The organism is Proteus genomosp. 6, from assembly GCF_040139785.1.
In the GTDB taxonomy this organism is placed as follows: Bacteria; Pseudomonadota; Gammaproteobacteria; order Enterobacterales; family Enterobacteriaceae; genus Proteus.
The window spans coordinates 98405-119149 of the sequence record NZ_JBEEVJ010000009.1 but is presented as its reverse complement, the minus strand read 5'-3'; the positions used below and the strand labels follow the sequence as shown (position 1 = coordinate 119149).

14 protein-coding genes, 1 tRNA gene and 1 pseudogene are annotated in these 20745 nt (G+C 36.7%); 10 read left to right on the top strand and 6 right to left on the bottom strand.

Annotated features, from left to right (window positions below):
- The first annotated feature begins 116 nt into the window (after nucleotides 1–116).
- The 4 genes from deoC to prfH all read left to right on the top strand — a co-directional run bounded on the left by deoC (nucleotide 117) and on the right by prfH (nucleotide 3679).
- Nucleotides 117–785 (top strand): deoxyribose-phosphate aldolase, encoded by a 669-nt coding sequence (gene deoC / locus ABN212_RS12785; protein ID WP_151434071.1) that lies wholly within the window; start codon nucleotides 117–119, stop codon nucleotides 783–785.
- Nucleotides 786–840: 55 nt separating this feature from the next.
- Nucleotides 841–1617 carry a DeoR family transcriptional regulator gene (locus ABN212_RS12780; protein ID WP_196533494.1) on the top strand — a complete coding sequence of 259 codons (777 nt, stop codon included), beginning with the start codon at nucleotides 841–843 and terminating at the stop codon, nucleotides 1615–1617.
- A 314-nt stretch (nucleotides 1618–1931) separates the two neighbouring features.
- Nucleotides 1932–3068 (top strand): RNA ligase RtcB family protein, encoded by a 1137-nt coding sequence (locus ABN212_RS12775; protein WP_349443289.1) that lies wholly within the window; start codon nucleotides 1932–1934, stop codon nucleotides 3066–3068.
- Nucleotides 3068–3679: a peptide chain release factor H gene (gene prfH / locus ABN212_RS12770; protein WP_349443288.1), complete on the top strand. Its 612-nt coding sequence runs from the start codon at nucleotides 3068–3070 to the stop codon at nucleotides 3677–3679. The genes ABN212_RS12775 and prfH overlap by 1 nt, the downstream gene beginning before the upstream one ends.
- Before the next feature lie 217 nt (nucleotides 3680–3896).
- Here the strand turns inward: prfH and ABN212_RS12765 are convergent, their stop codons facing one another.
- From ABN212_RS12765 to dpaL, 4 genes are all read right to left on the bottom strand, one after another.
- Entirely contained in the window at nucleotides 3897–5171 is a 1275-nt protein-coding gene (locus ABN212_RS12765; protein ID WP_109372631.1) for an MFS transporter, read from the bottom strand.
- Nucleotides 5172–5266: 95 nt separating this feature from the next.
- Nucleotides 5267–6853: an N-acyl-D-amino-acid deacylase family protein gene (locus ABN212_RS12760; protein ID WP_100157995.1), complete on the bottom strand. Its 1587-nt coding sequence runs from the start codon at nucleotides 6851–6853 to the stop codon at nucleotides 5267–5269.
- Nucleotides 6854–6925: 72 nt separating this feature from the next.
- Nucleotides 6926–8110 (bottom strand): YgeY family selenium metabolism-linked hydrolase, encoded by a 1185-nt coding sequence (locus ABN212_RS12755; protein ID WP_349443287.1) that lies wholly within the window; start codon nucleotides 8108–8110, stop codon nucleotides 6926–6928.
- Between the two features lie 31 nt (nucleotides 8111–8141).
- Nucleotides 8142–9359: a diaminopropionate ammonia-lyase gene (gene dpaL / locus ABN212_RS12750; protein ID WP_349443286.1), complete on the bottom strand. Its 1218-nt coding sequence runs from the start codon at nucleotides 9357–9359 to the stop codon at nucleotides 8142–8144.
- Nucleotides 9360–9723: 364 nt separating this feature from the next.
- Between dpaL and ABN212_RS12745 the strand changes: the two genes are divergently transcribed.
- The 5 genes from ABN212_RS12745 to ABN212_RS12725 all read left to right on the top strand — a co-directional run bounded on the left by ABN212_RS12745 (nucleotide 9724) and on the right by ABN212_RS12725 (nucleotide 17082).
- A complete protein-coding gene (locus ABN212_RS12745) occupies nucleotides 9724–11520 on the top strand; it encodes a sigma-54 interaction domain-containing protein (protein WP_349443285.1) in 1797 nt (598 codons plus the stop codon).
- A 647-nt stretch (nucleotides 11521–12167) separates the two neighbouring features.
- The gene (locus ABN212_RS12740; RefSeq protein ID WP_198620195.1) at nucleotides 12168–12740 is read left to right on the top strand and encodes a fimbrial protein; all 573 of its coding nucleotides are present in this window, start codon (nucleotides 12168–12170) and stop codon (nucleotides 12738–12740) included.
- Nucleotides 12741–12798: 58 nt separating this feature from the next.
- Nucleotides 12799–13479 carry a fimbrial biogenesis chaperone gene (locus ABN212_RS12735; RefSeq protein ID WP_198620196.1) on the top strand — a complete coding sequence of 227 codons (681 nt, stop codon included), beginning with the start codon at nucleotides 12799–12801 and terminating at the stop codon, nucleotides 13477–13479.
- A gap of 18 nt (nucleotides 13480–13497) precedes the next feature.
- On the top strand, nucleotides 13498–16011 hold the full coding sequence (locus ABN212_RS12730) for a fimbria/pilus outer membrane usher protein (RefSeq protein WP_349443284.1): 2514 nt from the start codon (nucleotides 13498–13500) through the stop codon (nucleotides 16009–16011).
- Between the two features lie 9 nt (nucleotides 16012–16020).
- Nucleotides 16021–17082 carry a fimbrial protein gene (locus ABN212_RS12725; RefSeq protein WP_198620198.1) on the top strand — a complete coding sequence of 354 codons (1062 nt, stop codon included), beginning with the start codon at nucleotides 16021–16023 and terminating at the stop codon, nucleotides 17080–17082.
- Between the two features lie 445 nt (nucleotides 17083–17527).
- On the opposite strand, the pseudogene ABN212_RS12720 reads toward ABN212_RS12725, so the two are convergent.
- Nucleotides 17528–17772 (bottom strand): annotated as a pseudogene (locus tag ABN212_RS12720) (tyrosine-type recombinase/integrase); the annotation flags it as partial.
- A 123-nt stretch (nucleotides 17773–17895) separates the two neighbouring features.
- Nucleotides 17896–17980, bottom strand: a tRNA-Leu gene (locus ABN212_RS12715).
- Between the two features lie 1471 nt (nucleotides 17981–19451).
- On the opposite strand from ABN212_RS12715, the gene ampH reads away from it, so the two are divergent.
- On the top strand, nucleotides 19452–20681 hold the full coding sequence (gene ampH, locus ABN212_RS12710) for a D-alanyl-D-alanine-carboxypeptidase/endopeptidase AmpH (RefSeq protein WP_349443283.1): 1230 nt from the start codon (nucleotides 19452–19454) through the stop codon (nucleotides 20679–20681).
- Nucleotides 20682–20745: the final 64 nt, after the last annotated feature.

Below are 20745 nucleotides of genomic sequence, written 5' to 3'. Positions count from 1 at the left end.
AACAGTATCATGTTATTTAAATATCATTTGTGATTGTTATCCCGTTAAAACGGCACTAATATGTTGCCAAAATCACATGGGTGATGAATAACAATCTTCTTATTAAGGAATATACTATGCGTCCATTAGCTAATTATATCGATCATACCCTTCTTGCTGCAGATACAACTGAAGCGCAAATCAAAAAATTGTGTGCTGAAGCAGTTGAACACGGTTTCTTCTCTGTTTGTATTAACACTTCTTACATCCCTTTAGCAAGAACTTGCCTTGAAGGAAGTGATGTAAAAGTATGTTGTGTTATCGACTTCCCATTTGGTGCGGGTTTAACAGCAACAAAAGCCTTTGAAGCGGCTGAAGCTATTCGCCAAGGCGCACAAGAAGTCGATATGGTTATCAATATTGGTATGTTAAAAAGCGGCCGTTTAGACTTCGTAAAACAAGATATCGAAGCAGTAAAAGCCGCTTGTGGTAATACAACTCTGAAAGTTATTTTAGAAACTTGCTTATTAACTGACGACGAAGTACGTTTAGTTTGTGAAATGTGTCGTGAGATCCGCGTTGATTTTGTGAAAACATCAACAGGATACAGTACAATGGGCGCAACAGAACATCATGTTGCTTTAATGCGCAAAACAGTGGGTGATGAAGTTGGTGTGAAAGCATCAGGTGGTGTTCGCGATCGCCAAACAGCATTAAACATGATCAAAGCAGGTGCAACACGTATCGGCGCTAGCGCAAGTGTCGCTATCGCAACAGATTCAGATGCACCTGAATCAAACTACTAATTATTTAGCGTATATTTTCTTGGAGTACGCTATTCGATAACACAAGGATCCTTCGGTGATAGAGACCAAACAGCACGAACGTTTGCGCCGCCTCAGTGAATGTATAAAACGCTCAGGTCGCATACATCTTAAAGACGCCGCAAGGATCCTTGAAGTTTCTGAAATGACAATTAGGCGCGACCTTAGTTCTGACGCCGAAAACCCTTTTCCGATGTCATTATTAGGTGGCTACATTGTTGCATTAGCCCAGCCCCATTCAGGGTTAATCTCAACATCCTCTAATATCATTACGCCAGATCAAACTGAAGAACTTCATATTCCTAATCTTGCTGCTGGCATGGTATCTGACGGCGATGTTCTTTTTTTCGATAACGGGCAGTTTATTCCCACACTGATTGAGCTTATTCCTGATAATCTGCATTTCACGGGGATCTGTTATTCTCATCGAGTATTTTTGGCATTAAGCCAGAAAAAAAATGCCACCGTATTACTCTGCGGAGGTGAATATCGTCCTAAAAGTGACTCTTTCTACAATCCTACCCAACCTTCTTATCTTGATAGCATTAATCCCAAAAAAGCCTTTATTTCAGCCGAAGGCGTTCATCTCGATTTTGGCGTTACCTGTTATAACATCGACGATCTTTATATGAAGAAAAAAGCGATGGATAAATCTATTCGTAAGATCTTACTCACCAAATATCACTATTTTGATGAAACAGCGACAGCCAATATGGGCGATTTAGCTCAGTTTGATGTTGTTATCACAGATAGAAAATTAACGGATGATTACGAAGATTATTGCCGAAAAAGCTCAGTAAAAGTAATTTATTAATTAAAAATAGAGAACTAACTGAAATAGCAAATAAAAGGAAGTTAGCCTTAAATTAAATAAAATCTATTAATTCTTTTTTTAAAAAATAAAGAAAAACCACACCACTTTTTGATTGCCAATGCAAAAAAAAGTGGTTAATATGCCCGCGATTTATTATTTTTCATCCATTTCAATTAACTGCAAGGAGGTATCCCATGACAACTACAAATATGAATACTCTTTGCGGACAATCTCAGAAGTAATCCTTTTTTCCTTCTTTTTGCTGTCCGCCAATCAATTTATTTTTTTATCCTTTACATTATATGGATTGGTATATGGACAAGTGTGTTCATTATTTATCTGATAGCGTTTGTTATATCGCATCGGATAATACTTGGATTGAAAGCAAAGCAATCCAACAATTAGAAACAACCGCTCAACTTCCTGATATGGCTTATGTCGCAGGTATGCCTGATTTACATCCGGGGCGTGGTTATCCCATTGGCGCTGCCTTTTTTTCTGTTAATCGTTTTTACCCTGCTTTGGTCGGAAATGATATTGGCTGTGGCATGACGCTCTTTCAAACGGAATTTAAAAACAGCAAACTCAACTTAGATAAAGCAGAGAAACAGTTGAGTGAAATGAGTGATATCGCACCTTCAGAATGGCTAGAAACGCATCTACCGACTGAAATGCAAAATCATCCTTTTGCTGGCTCTTTAGGCTCTATTGGTGGTGGTAATCACTTTGCTGAATTCCAACAAATTGACCAAGTGATTAATGAAACGCTTTTCGCTGCAAGTGGTATCAATAAAAAACAGTTATTGCTATTAGTTCACAGCGGAGCGAGAGGTTTAGGACAATCTATCTTACGTGCTCATACAGAACAGTTTGGTCATAAAGGGCTTGTTGCTAACACCGAAGAGGCAAATGAATATTTGCAAGCCCACAATAATGCACTTGATTACGCAAAGATTAATCGTCGCCTTATTGGTGAAAGAATGATGCGCCAAATTCGCACTCAAGGTGCAGTTATTTCTGATGTAAATCATAACCTTGTAGAGCCTTGTGAATTACATGGTCAACAAGGTTGGTTACATCGTAAAGGTGCAACACCAGCACATCACGATATGGTGGTTATTCCGGGTTCACGCGGTGATTACAGCTATATTGTTAAGCCAATTGTGTCTGAATTAAGCCTTCATTCCTTACCCCATGGTGCAGGTAGAAAATGGATGCGTACAGAGTGCAAAGGCCGATTATCACACCGTTTTACACCACTACAACTTTCACGAACTGCATTAGGTAGCCGTATTATTTGTGCCAATAAACAACTAATTTATGAAGAAGCACCGCAATCTTATAAATCGATTGAAACAGTGATTGAAAGCATGGTGAGTATCGGGCTAATCGAAGTCATCGCACGTTTAAAACCCGTGATCACCTATAAAACAAGTGGGGAGATAGCGTAATGTTATTACAATTCACCTCCGCACAAGGCCCTGAAGAGTGCTGTTTAGCGGTTGAAAAAGCCTTAAATTACTTTTTGAAATCAACAACAAAACAGCAAGTGAACGTCACGGTTCTTGAAAAAGAGCCTTCACGTTATGGCTTAAAATCGGCGTTAGTGTCTCTTGAAGGTGCTGATGCACAGGCTATCGCGCAACAGTGGGCAGGCTCTGTGCAATGGCAATGTGCAAGCACATTACGACCACGGCATAAACGTAAAAATTGGTTTATTGGTGTTGCTTGTTTTGAACAACCTGATGAAATTAATGACAAAGAAATTGTCTTTGAAACCATGCGTTCAAATGGCCCTGGCGGTCAGCATGTTAATAAAACAGAATCTGCGGTCAGAGCAACACATATTGCCACAGGTATTAGTGTCAAAGTGCAATCAGAACGTAGCCAGCACGCGAATAAAAAGCTCGCTAAACAACTTATTGCATGGCATTTAGAGGCTTATATGATGAAACAGCACGCTTCATTAAATAGTCAACGCCATATTGCCCATCACCGCGTTATTCGTGGCGATGCCACACTCTGTTTTAGTGGCAACGACTTTATACTTATAAGCAAATAATGTTATTAATCTAACAAAAGCAAAGCCACGATTTTTAATCGTGGCTTTTTTAAGACAAAAATACCCTGCAATAAGATTTTTTAAATTAAAAAATCAATAAAGCGTATAGTGAGTTTTAATAAATAAATCTTACAGTTAATACATTTATTTTATTTAATTAATCTTATTTCTTTTAATAACATCACACTTATTAAAATATAACTATTATTAATATTAATTAAATGGCTGCAGGTGTATTTCGCATTTTAACCGTGAACGTTACAACAGCAGAGGCAACTAATGCAATTATCATAAACATAAATGCGCTGTCGTAACTACCACCACTCGCTTTAATTAAGAAGCCCATAACAGGTGCGGAAACAACACCCGCCATTTGACCACCGAAGTTAACAATCCCTGAAGCACGCCCCATGATTTTATTTGGGATAGTATCCATTAAAATACCCCAGAACATTGCCATGGCAAAGAACATAAATAATGCTGAAATACACTGATATACAACCGCCATATCAGCACTTTCAACAGTATATGTCATATATAAGAAGCCAGCTGCAATCACTGCGGTAACCATATATAACCATTTACGCTGTGATTTACATTTATCAGAAACATAACCACCTAATAATGTACCACCAGCACCAAATAAGAATGGAATAGCCGCCATTACCCCTGTTTTAGCCAAAGAGAATTCACGAACAGTAATTAAATAACTTGGTAACCATGTTGAGAATCCCCAAAAGGTAATATCAAACAGAAACCAAATTGCTGCCATTTGCCACAACACTGGCATCTTTAAAACATCTTTAAAGGGTACAGCTTCAACAGGTTTATCCGTTAATGTGCCATCTGCTGCTAGCTCATCGAGATCTTGCTGGGTAATACTTGGGTGATCTTTTGGATTATCACGAGTGAAAAAATAAATACCAGCTGCAATTAATAGGCCAGGAATACCTAAAACAATAAACACCATATGCCAGCCAAAAGCACCGATAATACTCGCCGCAACAATTACAGCTAATGCTGGCCCCAAGGTATTTACTGTTGATTGAATTGCCGTTGCACGACCACGCTCTTTAGATGGGAAATAAGTTGAGATCATTTTCCAAGAAGCCGATGGAAAACAGCCTTCACCAATACCAAATAAGAATCGCACCGCTAACATTAACGGCAATGTAAACACCATCCCCGTTAAACTGGTGAAAACTGACCACCATGCAATGCCGATTGCCATAATTTTACGTGCGCCAAAGCGGTCAGCTAAGAAACCACCCGGTATTTGGAATGCCGCATAACCGACAAAGAACGCACTGATTATTAAGCCTTGTTGTGTGGTATCAAGATTCAGATCACGTCCAATAAAGGGTAATGAAACACTCATTACCATTCTATCTAAGAACGAAAGTAACCATGCTAACCAAATTAAGGATAAAACGGTGTAACGAGCTTTCCATGTTTTCTTCTGTTGAAGGTTTGGAATAATATTTGAACTCATTTTCCTGTTCCTCAGGTAAGGGGAAACCATCACGGTTGAAGAACAACCGTGGTAAACAGAGATAAGGTTTAACGTTTAAGAGCGCTATTGTGCGGTTATGCTCTTAAAACATGGCCACTACAGGCGTAACTTTCGACCCCATTAATTAATGCGATACGACCATTGACCATCACTAAATCGATCCCTTCTGGGTATTGGTTTGGTTCAACAAACGTGCCTTTATCAATAATGGTTTCAGGGTCGAACATCACAATATCTGCAGCATACCCTTCTTTAATTAAGCCTCTGTCGGTTAATCGAAGGACTTCAGCTGGTTTACCTGTCATTTTGCGGATAGCTTGTTCCCAAGTGAGGCATTTTTCTTCTCTGACGTATTTCCCTAAAACACGAGGGAATGCACCAAATACACGAGGATGAGGCTTACCTGCTCCCATTAACCCATCAGTACAGACGTTTTGTTCAGGACGACATAAGAATTTGATAACGTGTTCTTCTGTACCGTAAAAATCCACCATTCCTACTGCATTTTCTTCTTCATATAGCAGATCGAAGGTTGCGTTATATGGATCTTTACCTCTCAATTTGCCTAGTTCTACAAGGCTAAGTCCAACGGCATCTTGGTTTTTTTCTGTTTTAGAGCTAGTCACATAAATATTTTCTAACCCTGCGAAATCAATAAAGTTATCCCAACCTGGAATGCCTTTTTCGATATCTTCAATCATCTTTTTACGCAGTTCTGGAGAAGCTAAACGTTCTAATAATTTCTCTGTGCCTCCTGCGTGAACCCAAGGTGGTAAAATCACCCCAAGCATGGTACTGCCTGCCACATACGGATATTGGTCAAAAGAGATACGAATACCCTCTTTTTGTGCTTGCTCTAACATGCCAAGCATTTCGTCGATTAATCCCCAGTTTTTCTTACCGCAAACCTTCATATGGGAAATATGCAACCAAACACCCGATGCTTTGGCGATATCAATAAGCTCTTGAGTCGACTGAATAATATCGTCAGCTTCACTACGCTGGTGAACAACAAAAATACCATTATGCTTTGCTGTAACCTTACAAAGTTCGATCATTTCAGCAGTATCACCAAAGGCGCAAGGCATATAAATCAGCCCTGTTGATAAACCAAACGCCCCTGCTTTTAATTCACGCTCTAAGATTTCACACATCTTGGCGACATCTTCACGAGTAGAAGGATTACCTTCTAATCCCATGGCTTCCATTCGAATGTTGCCATGAGGAACAAGGTAAGCAAGATTCGTTGCAGAGCCTCTCGCTTCCAACATACCTAAGTAACCTTCAGTATTTTTAAAATGCCAATCAATACTGTCAGAATCACCATCTAAACCCGCAATATTCTTACGCCATGCTGAAATATATTGTTCTGGTAATGGTGCTAACGCGACACCATCTTGCCCTAACAATTCAGTAGTGATCCCTTGGCGGATTTTGGCAGATAAAGCGGGATTAAGCAGAGCAGAAAGATCAGAGTGAGTGTGAGTATCAATAAAACCGGGACAGACTATCTTCCCTGTTGCATCAATAATCTGATCATTTGTTTTTGCATCAAACTGACCGATTTTTATTATTTTCCCTTCATTAACCACAACATCAGCTTGAAATGCACTTGCCCCTGTTCCATCAATAACAGTGGCGTTTTTAAATATTGTTTTCATTCTGTTATTTCTCCAAAGAGCATCTGACTGTTTCGCCAGATACTCTTCTAGTAAGGATTTATTTCGTAAGAATTAAAGGTGATAAAGGCTGTTCATAATGCTGTAATAACCACTCGCAGCACCTTTTAACTGTTCAACTTCAATATATTCATCAATGGTGTGCGCTAAATTTTCGCGAGATGGGCCAAAACCAATGGTTTTAATACCTGCTTCACCCGCATAATGGCTACCATTAGTACAGAAAGAGTATTGTGTGACGGTAGGTTTAAAACCAGACTCATGCAGCCCTTTTAAAACGCTTTGTACATAAGGATCACTCTCTTCTAATACCCAACCAGGGAAGAAACGTTCACCTTCAATGATGGCGCCGGTATAACATTTTTCCGTACCGTAGGCATAAGAGACTTTAGCTTTAAAATCAGCATCTTGAGAAGCAAGTTCATCAATGGCTTGTTGTAATGGTGCAAGCACTTCTTCTTTAGTTTCACCCACTAATAAACGGCGATCGTAAGTGGCACGACAATATTCAGGTACAACTGAAGCGCCCGGATAAGGTGATGATTTAATATCCGTAAGTTCTAAGATCCCTTTTCCTAATACAGGATGAACGGAAGGCGTTAACGTTCTGATCTTCTCGATCAGTTTTGCCATTTTATAAACAGAGTTGATCCCTGCATCTGGATTGGCGGAGTGAGCAGGTTTGCCAAAGGTTTCAACAACAATTTCAGCACGACCACGTTGCCCAATTTTGAGGTTTAATTCGGAGGCTTCACCAATTACCACATAGTCTGGTTTATAACGTTCAGAAACGAGTCTTGCGGCAACGCCTTCAAAACACTCTTCATGCACAATGCAAGAAACATAAATACGACCAGCAAAATTGCGCTGATTATCTTGGCCATAAAAACCTATCGCTGAAATCATGGCAGCGACGGCACCTTTCATATCACTGGTGCCACGACCATAAATCTTGCCGTCTTTGATTTCTGCACCATAAGGCTTTTCTTTCCAATCACGCTCACTAACCGGTACAGTGTCGATATGACCATCAAAAACAAGGGTTTTCCCTGGGTGTTGACCTATAATTCCGCCAATGATATTGCCGTATTTATCAATATGAATGTCGTCAAAATCATAGTTTTTCATCATCTCTTCTATGACTTTAACAACGTTACCTTCTTCACCTGAATAGCTTTTTTGTTGGATTAATAATTGGCAATTCTTAATAACTTCATCAAATCGGTTTGCTGATAACATACTGTTCACTCCAAAAGACTTATTTGTTTTTTTAAAATTGTTTGAAGCTAGGCAACTCGCCATCCCACACGATATCGCGATAACGCTCAGGATCGGTGTCACCTTCAGTGCTTATCACAAGCACTCTTGCATTTTCATCTAATCCCAGCGCTTCTTTTGCACTCTGATAAACAGGTGATTGCATCAAAATAGAGAGCAAGCCTGTTGTCACGGCACCAGATTCACCAGAAATGATGTGCGGATCACCGGGTAAAGGGTTTCCTAAAATCCGCATTCCCCTCGTCGCAACAGCATCAGGGCAAGAGAAAAATGCCGCTGAATAATCGCGTAATAAATTCCAACCAATACTATTCGCTTCACCACAAGCAAGCCCTGCCATGACTGTTTGTAAATCCCCACCAACAGGAATAGCATCCGCTTTCCCTGATACCGCAGATTGATATAAACAGTCGGCAATACGTGCTTCAGCCACAATCACTTTCGGTGCTTGTTTGCCATAAGCAGCTGTTACCATACCTTGCACCATACCCGCAAAAGAGCCCACACCAGCTTGCACAAAAATATGCGTTGGGGGGACTTCATGTAATTGAGCAAGAGATTCCAGCATTAAAGTGCCATAGCCTTGCATGATCCAAAGTGGGATCTCTTCATAGCCATCCCATGCAGTGTCTTGAATCACTATCCAGCCATATTTTTCAGCCATTTCAGCCGTCATTCTCACTGCATCGTCATAGTTCATATCAACGATTTCAGCGACTGCACCTTCACGCAAAATGGCATCTAAACGTTCTTGTGATGATCCTTTTGGCATATAGACCACCGCTTTTTGCTTTAACTGTCTTGCCATCCAAGCAACACCACGTCCATGATTCCCGTCAGTGGTTGTCGCAAAAGTCACGCCATTTAACTTTTTCCTGATCTCATCACTGATCATTACCTCATAAGGTAATTCACTTATGTCCATTTCAAGGAAATCAGCAATATGGCGTGCCATCGCATAAGCACCACCCAACGCTTTAAATGCTTTTAAACCAAAACGAAAAGACTCATCTTTAAGATATAACTCACCAATCCCTAAGGTTTTGGCTAACTGGGGTAAATGAAATAACGGTGTAGGTGCGTATCCTGGAATAGTTCTATGAAAATCTAACGCTTTGACTAACTCTTCATAACGAAAAGGGGCAAGCTCAGCGGTTGGTTTTCGCGTAAATGAACTTTGGTTAATCAGGTACTGCAATTGCTCCTGCATGGAATTACCTCTTAATCACACTTTAAAATTCGCGATAACCCAATATCGCGATTAATCGGAATACATAGGGTTATCTCCTATATCGCAATATGTATGCCAACTCATTCAAAAAGCATTTAACAAAGACATAACCATTTGATTTAAAATACATTTATTGTTTTAACAATTAAGAAGTGAAATTAATGATGCAGAAAAGCTGTGATCTAGGCGGTTTTATTTAGGTGATAAATTATCAATAATAAGAAACTGTGTGAGCTTTATACAAAAAACACATAACTAACTAATAAATAATAATTAAATTTAATACTCTAAATGCGAAGTGATAATTTATTATCAATATTGATAATTTTAAGGTGAGAATGTGATGCACTCATTACTAAGTACTCTACAAGATGAAATCAGCAAGTACACCGATGCCATTGCAGGTATCACTGGTACCGATGTTGAAATTATTGATAACAACTTGATTCGCATTGCAGGTACAGGACGTTATCGCTATATGCTCAATCAAGATGTCTCTAGTAATGGGCATATTTATCGCCATGTACTGCAAGTACAAAAAACCATTTTGATTGAAGATCCCAAAGAAAATAGCCTATGCCAACTGTGTCAAAACCGATTAACTTGCACTGAAGAACTTGATCTCAATGCTCCTATTTTCCTGAATAATCAAGTTATTGGCGTAATAGGGATTATTTGTTCTAATCGAGAACAAAAAATGTTTTTGATGAAACAAAAACAAGCCTTTATCACCTTTATCGAACAGTTTTCGGAGATGATTTCAAGTCGTATTTTTGAATGTCTTGAAAGGCTTAGAGAGCAAGAGCGATTTGGGACTTTTAGAAACTTGATTGATGTGATGGATAGAGGTGTGATTGCAATCGATAGCCAAAATAAAATTTGGCATGCCAATCTTTCTGCTCTACGTTTTTTTGATTGTGAATTAATTGGGCAATCTCTTGATATCGATATGACTGGCGATATTCTTTATGGTGATGAAGAAGCATGGCTAATATTAAATCAACAACGCTATCATGTTCTGTGTAAAAAAATCACCTTTTCATCTGTTGATAATGACCAACTCACAATGGTTATCTTCCATGATGCCCGCGATTATATGACACAGGTGAATACCTTATCGGTTGATGAAAATCCTCACTCCCCTTTAATTGGCAACTCACAAAATATGCTCCAATTAAAAAGCATGTTAAGTAAAGTTGCTGTTAGCCACGCCAGTGTACTTATCACCGGAGAAAGCGGTTCAGGTAAAGAAGTGGTTGCTTACACTATTCACCAACAAAGCCTACGCACGAAGCAACCTTTTATTACTATTAACTGTGCAGCAATCCCAGAACAACTACTAGAAAGTGAGCTTTTTGGTTATGTACGCGGTGCATTTAGTGGTGCTGATCCTAAAGGACGTATTGGTAAATTTGAATTGGCACATGGTGGAAACCTCTTCCTAGATGAAATTGGAGATATGCCTTTACATCTACAAGCCAAGCTTTTACGTGTTCTTCAAGAAAAAAGCATCACTCGTGTTGGCTCTAATAATATGATCAATATTGATGTAAGGATCATTGCTGCCACCAACAAAGATCTACGTGAAATGGTAAATAAAGGACAATTTCGTGAAGATCTATTTTATCGCCTCAATGTTGTTCCGATCCATACACCTGCATTACGTGATCACCGAGAAGATATTGCAGAACTTGCACAATTCTTTGCTGATGATCTGGCTTCAACCTATCAACGGCCTGCTGCAAAGATCCCCAACGTTGTTATTAACTACTTATATTCCTATGATTGGCCGGGCAATATCAGAGAGCTACGTAATGTGATTGAATATATGTATGTTATGCAAGGCGATACAGTGGATTTAAACCTCAGCCACCTTCCACCTTATTTGTTAGAAACACCTCATTCTGATCCTTTAGAAAAAGAAAAAACCAGTGGTATCTATACAGCAGCTAAAACAGATAATAAAAATCAACCGTTAAACGCACAAGAATTTCTCAAAACTCAAAACCAGACATCAGAGTATCAAACCATTATGAACATATTAGAAAAAACAGGGACAACATTAGAAGGAAAGAAGAAAGCGGCAGAAATTTTAGGGATAAGCATTGCTACTCTATATAGGAAAATAAAAATACGATAAAAGATATTTAAGATGATTTTTTGAATATTAATAATTTAATCAATAGATTTAATTTAATATAAGGTACTTAATAAGAATTATTTTCATTAATTACTCTATATATATTATTAGAAACCATTCTTTTAATGACTAGCTTTTATAAAGTATTGTCATCATAATATTTTAAACTTAATAGAATTTGTAACTAAATATATTTTCCATAAAGTAAATTTAAACTATCACGTTTTATCCATAACTCCCCACAAAAGCATAACCAATTGAAAATAAATAATAAAAAAAATTAAATCTATTATCTTATTAATGATTTTTTCATATTACATAAGCAAATTTTGTAACACTGTGCATGAGACACCAAAAAATAAACTACATATAATCCGTTTACACAAAAACTGAAGTGAATTTTCATATTAAATTTTAATATTAATGATAAAAAGCAAAATAATGAAAATGCTTTGCAAATTTTATGATTAATACTAAAAACCTATTTTATTAAGATTATATTTACTATTAAGTTAATCTGTTCAACGTGCTTATATTGCAGTATACCTTTAATTGATTAAGAAATAGTAATAACAGACTAATTGTAAAAAAATAGCGATTAATATGATTTATTAAATACTTTTTATATCAATCACTAGGGGTTAAAAATGCCTATTTTAACAAAAAAACTGCTTCCAATGGCTTTTCTTATTTCAGCAATAACGGCAAGTGCAACAGTTTTCGCTGATGAGCAAACAGGACAAATTTCTTTTTCAGGTTTAATTTATTCATCTACTTGCACCATTGATATTAATGGCTCTGGTTCTGACGGTAACGTTAATATGGGACGTTATGCAACAAGTGAATTTGATCGCACCGGTAGTGAAGTTGGCGGAGCTAATGGTAATGGTAAATTAGATATCTCTTTAATTAATTGCCCACCACAAGGTACTGTAAAATTAAAGCTAGAAGGTAAAACAGATAGTAGCTCAGATCAAATCTTAGCCTTAGATGATCCTAATGGTTCGAATACAGCAAAAAATGTTGGTATCCATATTTATGATAGAGATGATTTGAGCACACCTTTCGATCTCAATATAACGAGAGAATATAAAATTAAAGATACGGGTGATCTTAAATCTAAAACACTTTATTTTGTTGCTAAATACGTTAGTACAAGTAATAACGTAGAAGCTGGCCGTGCTGATGCAACATTGAATTATACATTGACTTATCAATAATAAAAAATCGCAGGTTAATAATCCTGTTAACCTGCTTTTATTAAAAAGGTATTTATCGATGAAATTTAAAAAAACACTTTTAGGACTGGGGTTAATATTCAGCTCAATAACATCAAGCTTTGCTGGATTTGGTTTAGAAACAACTCGCGTTGTTTATAATGAAACAAATAAAAATGAAGGTTTCGTTGCATTTAACAGTGATAAAAACACTAATTATTTATTACAATCCTGGGTTGAAGATCTCAATGGCAAACTCACTCAAGATTTTGTGATCACTCCACCATTAATTAAATTAATGTCGCAACAAAAAAACACACTACAAGTCACTAAAAATACAACACTGCCTAATGATATTGAATCCATGTATTGGATCAATGTTAAGTTTGTCGCACCAAGCAATGAAAATTTAGAAAATGTTCTGCGTTATTCAATGACAAATAGAATTAAGTTAATTTACAGACCACAATCTCTAAAAAATGACAATATTGAAAAAGAAATCAAAGAGTTAAAATGGTCACCAAAGAATAACGATCTTGTAGTATCAAATAGCTCACCTTATTTTATTAATATTAGCAAACTCTTTATTGATGGAAGAGAGATTGAACAATTACCTAGTTTTCTTCCGCCAAAATCAGAAACCACTATTAGCGTTAACAAAACATTATCGGGTAAAGAAAAAATAAAATTATTTTATATCGACGATTTTGGAAAAAGCCTTCCAATGGAATTCGCATTATAATAAGAGATATTATTCAATATGAAAAAGATAAAGGATAATTATTTTAATAAATCGCCACTCTATTTATTTATTGCTGGCGCTTTATTCACTTCTTTTAATACATCAGCAAATGACTATTATCCTGCTAATCTATTAAATATTGAAGGAAGCGCTCAACAAGTGACAAATGAAGATCTAAATGTCTTTAGAGAGAATAATATCGCCCCAGGTCACTATAAAGTTACTCTTTTTATCAATGATAATCGCGTATTAACACGCGACTTTGATTTTATTTTGATGGAAGATAAAGAGGGTAACCCAATATTAGCGCCACGTCTTTCAGCAGAAGAGTGGTATAAAGCTGGTGTTGATCTTCCTTATGATGTGATTAATAAAAACAAAAATAATGATTTTATTAATCTCAACGAGATCAATAATGCGAACGGCTATTTAGATTTAAATAAAAAACAATATGTTCTAACATTACCACAATTATATGTTAATGAAGATAGATTAAAAGAAAATGAAATAAAAAACTGGGATTCAGGTATTCCTGCATTATTAGTTAATTACGCATTATCTTCATTTAATAGTCGTAGTCAGGGTAATACGACGGATAGCTATTATGGCAACATTCAAACCCAAGTTAATTTAGGTCCTTGGCGTTTTAATAACTATTCAACCTGGACAAAGAATGAAAATGGCGAGAAAAAATGGAATACATTGAGTAATGTTCTTTCCAGAGCGATCACCAGTATTAATAGTGAATTAATGATGGGTGATCTCTATACCTCTTCACAACTCTTTGATTCAGTAAAATTTAGAGGAATTAAATTAGTCACCGATAGACTAATGACACCGACACAAAATAGAACCTATGCACCTAGCGTTTCGGGTATTGCTAATACAGAATCTATCGTCACTATCACCCAAAATGGCCAAGTTATTTATAAACGCAGTGTACCCGCTGGGCCTTTTAATATTACTGATTATTATCCGATGAACAGCGGCGGAGATTTACATGTCAGCGTTACTGAAGCGGATGGCTCTGAAAAGAATTTTATTGTGCCTTTCTCCTCTATTGCCAATCTAGAAAGAAAAGGTGAATTAAAATATAGCTTCTCAACGGGTAAATACGACGGTAATAATAGCGGGGATGGCGCTTATGTTGTTCAGACCGAAGCTTTCTATGGTTTAACTGACTATGTCACCCTTTATGGCGGCGTACTTATTGGTGAAAAATATCAATCTGTTGGTGTGGGTACTGGGATAAATTTAGGTAGCTACGGCGCGATCACCACTGATTTATTGTATGCGAAATCTTCCACTAACAATGGCAATGATTCATTACATGGCAATGCTTTTAGAGTTAATTATTCTAAAAATATATCAGTCACAAATACGACTCTTTCGTTAGTCGGTTATCGTCACTTCGATGCCAATTTTCTCAATTTTACTCAAGCGATGGAATACAAAGACAGCAAATACCATCCAAGCAATGGGTTAAAAAATGAATATACGCTCTCGATTAATCAACCTTTATTTTCTAATAACGCTTCGATTAATTTAAATTCAGTTATTTATAAGTACGTTAGTGGTAAAACCATTCATTCTTATAATATGGGTTTTAATAGCGCTATTAATAAAGTTAACTATAGCGTTTATTACACTTATTACGATAGTAGTCGTTATAACGAGAGTAATAAAAAAAATAGCCATGATTTGAGTATGAATGTCAGTATTCCTTTTTCATGGAATGAAAACTACATTTGGGCTAATTACGGTATATCAACGAACAATGATAACCAAGTATTACAGACCGCACGTTTAAGTGGAACCTATGGTGATAAAAACCAAGCAAACTGGGATGTTTATCAAGGCTATGGTAATAAAGGTGTTAATTATAGCGGTGGTTTAAATGGCTCTTACAAAACACAAAGCGCTGTTTTTAATGCGGGTTATTCGTATACTCAAGATAAGCAAAATATTAACTACGGTATTAGTGGTGCATTAGTTGCAACACAATATGGCGCAGTATTTGCCCCTTCATTGCAACAGACGAATGCATTAATACTGACTAAAAATACCTCTGGTGTAGAAGTCATTAATGGTCAGTCTATTAAAACGAATAATAGTGGATTAGCAGTTATTTCTGGAATGTCACCTTACCAAAAAAATAGCATTAGTGTTAATACCAATTCTATTCCGAGTGATACTGAAATTTCGAATAATATTATTAGTAATATTGTTCCAACAAAAGGTGCTTTAGTACTGGCTGATTTCGATGCTAAAAAAGGCTTTAAATTCCTACTGACATTACAAACACCAGATAAAAGTACCATCCCTATGGGTGCTAAAGCTGAAATTGATAACGATGATACGCAATTAGTCGCAAGCTTCCATCAACTCTATTTTGTTGCCAATAAACCACAAGGCAATATTCAAGTTTCGTGGACAATTAATGGTGAGCAAAAAACCTGCCATGCAATTTATGACATTAATAATAAAGCGCCAGTTAATGGTTTATATATTTTAGATACTGAGTGTAAATAAGGAAATAAAATGACTAACTTAAAAAATAAAATGAATAAATTATTATTTCTAATTTTTATTCTTAGTTTATCTACCCTCTCTTTTTACAGTCATGCCGCGCCTGATTGTGTCAATAATGGCGGTATTAAACATGGCACGATGGATGCGAGAGGTGGCACCATTGAACTAAAAGGAATGATTAAAAAGAATCAAGAGATCGCACGTTTTACATTTAAGCGTGATGGCTCTGATGTCGCCGTTGCTGATTGCCCAGATGGCGCTGAGTTCTATGCTTATGCAACATATAGCGAAGCCAGTGGCGTAATGCCAACCTATTATATGGATATCGATGGCAGACCTGCTTATTATGTTGTACGTAACGGTCATATTACAGGCTTAGATGATTATGCTTATGTTTTAATTGAAAATGAGTCAGGTTTGTCATTTAGAAGTCAGCCAGGACAAGAAGTTCCTGTTAACAGCCCTAAACTTAATACAAGGGATGCTACCGTTATTGTTTACTCCACCAAAGATAACCCTAAATCCCAGCGTTTTACGACTCAATATATTGGCTCTATATTAATTAATCGCTTTAATTCAGGTGGCGGTACAACGGCTGTTGGTTTTAGTTATCGCCTATCCGTGAATATTATTAGCGCGCCAACATCTTGTAGTGCAGAAAATACGAACCTTGAAATGAATTTGCCTAAAATGCCTATTACTGCATTTTCTAGCATTGGGTTTCCTCGTGATAATCAATATGCTGAAGATAATCTGAGAATAAATTGCACAGGTAATGCTTCCGCTAAAATTAAACTAATGGCGCATAACACCACAAGTTACGACGGGCAAAAAACCATTATCAAACCTGATAATGAAGGCGACAGTAATAATGCCAAAGGTGTAGGGTTTGTTGTTTCATCCCCTTCAAGTGGTGATACTGTGTTAATTAATAACCAGTTTGTTCCACTGGCTGATTTAACCAGTGGCAGCAATAGCGTATCACTAAAAGCAGAATATTATCGTTATGGTGATGATATTAAACCCGGCAAACTTAATGCCACTGCAAATTTTGTATTGGAGTTTAATTAGTTATTACTGCGCATTGTATGCTATTAATCAAAAAAGGGAATTTTCCTGTTATTTCGAATCAAGTGGACAAACAAAACCAGTTAATGAAGATGATAACACCATAAAATTACAATTCACTGTACCTGAGAGGCAATTTATTGCAAAAGAGTATCTAGTGGGAAGCATTAAAGTTCCCTTTTAAAAAAGCCTATTTTAGATGGAATTAAAAATGCGTTTAGACCATTTCGATTATCCCAATCAAGGTGGAACGAGTTTATGTGGCTCTGCTGTATTTTTTTATTATCTACTCAAAAATAGACCTTATGTATATGAATAAACAGCAAAAGTACTGTGGCAATATGGAAAAAAATTGGCGAGCTAGAAATAGCACTTAACAAAGGCTGTCGTAATCCTAATGGCTATTTCTATAATACTTTTGACTCAGTTATTTCAGGACTTGATTGGGTAATCCAGACTCAATCAACGAGCTACACGCCATTGTTCTAAATCCATGTCCGCAAACTTCGTTTTAGTTTCATAGCCCATCACACGTAACGCATTGTTTACCGTGTTTTCACTCATAGGCTTTCTAGGATTATGGTCACCGATAAAGATCAATTTATGATTACCACTGAATTGATAGATCTGTTTTAAGATCTCAATGGCTTGTCTGCTTAAAGGCACTCAGTGAGGAGTATGCATTTTTGAATCGTGATGTAAGTATTTATCTCCTCACATTCAGCAGAAGGATGCTTTGAAAAACTGAAAGGTAGGTAACGCCCTATAAATCATAAACTTTAGGCATAAAAAAAGACGCTTTTAGAGTCTGATTTTTGGTGCCGAAGGCCGGACTCGAACCGGCACACCCGAAGGCGGTTGATTTTGAATCAACTGCGTCTACCAATTTCGCCACTCCGGCACTGAAGTGTGTCTGGAAAACCTGCCCATTATACTTGCGTGAAGAACCCTCGCAACAATTATTGTTAGTTTTCAGTTTGATTGGCGAAAAAAAGTGCATTTGGGGTTTGTTGCTATCATAAAACACGACTTATAAGTTGCATCTAGATATCTATCGTTAATGATTTAATCATGTTGTATCGATAAATCAATTATCTTGTTATTCTTGTATCTAAGTTTATTCGTCATCTTATTTCTACTTTTTTCTTATCTTATCTTTTTCTCTTTTAAGATTATATCGTCATTATATAAATTCATTAAAACTAACTTATTTAAACGATATATTTTAATTTATATACCGATAAATAAAAAAAGGATCAAAACTTGGGTTAGTGTTTTGATCCGACAGTACTGCTAAACGAGGGCTTAATTTTATTTTAATGACTATAAATTATTTTTGTAGCGTCACTGCCCTTTTCTTCCCTGGTGTGAGGAAGAAGGTAGTTATGTTTTATTAATATAATGTACTTCTTTATCTATACTGCATATTATTGATATAAAGGATTTACTACTTTAATAAGATACTTCTTACTACTACATAGGAAATTACTATTTAACACAAAGGTACTTATTTACTACTATAACAAAGGTACTACTATCTAATATAAAGGCATTTATTACATCTAAAACGAAAGCACTACTATTTAATATAATGGTGTTGAAATATTACGACTAATATATAACTTATTTATTATTGAAGAGGCTATTTTATAATATGCCTTCTTATTACTTCACTCTATTATTGCTGTGTTATCTTTGCTCTGTAACTCTTATATTCTCAGTCTCTCGACTTGATGAAGCTATAATAAGTTTAATTTCACAATCTCACAATCAATAAATTATTACAAAATATGTCACACTCTTATATTATCTTTACATAATACCGTAATTTCATCAAAATAAGATAAATTAAAGATGAATACGTTATCTAAAAGTGATTTATTGAATAAAAAAACCATTCATTAACATTTTCTTGATATACATATCCTAACTTAATAATAAAGAAAAGCTAATAATAGGGTTAAAAACTAGGGTAACTGAGGAAGATTGTAACTTAACGGTAATACTTACCTCACTTTTAGAGGAGAAACATGAGAAAAATGTCTTTTTATGATGCAGTTTTTCTCCACTATCCTTTTCTTAGAGACAATTTGACACATTTAATGCCAACTTTTTGATAACTGACTCTTGCACTGATAGACATTCTTATTTCTGATAATATAATCAAAATTTGGTTTAAATCTGATTAGAAGGCGGTGTTATGGGCATTGTTGGCTGGATTATAACGGGCATATTTGTTGGTATTATCTTAGGTGCCGTATTAAAAATGATAAAGAAAAAATAACGCGATAAGAAAGGCACCAAATTAAAACATAAACCATTTTATGTTGATCGCATTCCTTTCACCTCACTGACTTCTGTTGAAAGTAAAAATGAAAAAACATTTTCTAAAATATCTTATGATCCCAATCGCTTTACTGACATTGAATGCGTGTAGCCAACGTTCGTCATTACCACCAGCGACACAACCTTCTATGTTAAATCAACAGAACAGTGTGCCTGAGTTAACGCAATGGCCTACGGCATTAAGCCCTAATGTAAGCAATGCAAGCGCGCTGTTTGATAAATATGCCTCACAGATTTATCAAAAGACTAATCCTCAAGGCATGGTTATTGTCATGATCAATAACTCTCAAACCTTGAATCGTTCTTTTGGGACGACAACACCTGAAAGCCGCAATGCACCATCAATGAACTCGCTTATTCGTATCGCTTCAATTACTAAGTTGATGACAAGTGAAGTGCTATTAAAGTTACAAGATGATGGAAAATTATTAGTCACCGATCCACTACAAAAATACAGTTACTATGGTGTAGACATTCCATTAGTCAGCGCTCAATCCCCTATCCGTCTTTATCATTTAGCGAGTCACACCAGTGGTTTTCCACGAGAACAACCGGGTGGGAAATGGGGAAGACCTGTTTTTATATGGCCAACGCATGGCGACCGCTGGAACTGGTTGAAAAAGGCGACATTGACATCTACCGCTGGGGAACAAGCAGCTTATTCAAACCTCGCTTACGATCTATTAGCGGATGCCTTGGTGAAAGCATCAGGTAAAAGTTATCCTCAACTTTTACAACAATATGTCACTCAGCCCGCAGGCATGACGAATACCACATTGACGCCGACTCCAGCACAATGCCAACGACTATTAGTAGGATATAAACCAAGCCCATGCTCTGACACCATTGCAGCAGCTGGAAGTGGCGGTGTGTACTCGACGCCTGCCGATATGCAACGTTGGATGCAAGGCTTTTTGACTTCTCATAATGCCATGCGAAAGGCAACAGCAAGTAAAGAGCAGTCTGTTTACTTTCCTCGTAATCGACTCTCTTCAATAGAAGGAATGGATGTTGCGGGTCGTGCTGATGGCGTGGGTCTAGGCTGGGTTTATATGGCTCCTGCTAATGGTATTCCAGCGATTTACCAAAAAACAGGGGGTGGCGGTGGATTTAATACTTATATGGCAACCATTCCCGAATTAAATATTGGTGTATTTGTGGTGATCACTCGTAAACCTAACGGCACTAAATTTAGCGAAGTGACTCAGGGTACTAATGCTCTTGTTCGTGCGCTAGCAAAAGATTTTTATCAGTGATCGCATACTCAATAGCAATAAAAAAGCGCCTAATAAGGCGCTTTTTATTTTTCAGTCTGATGTT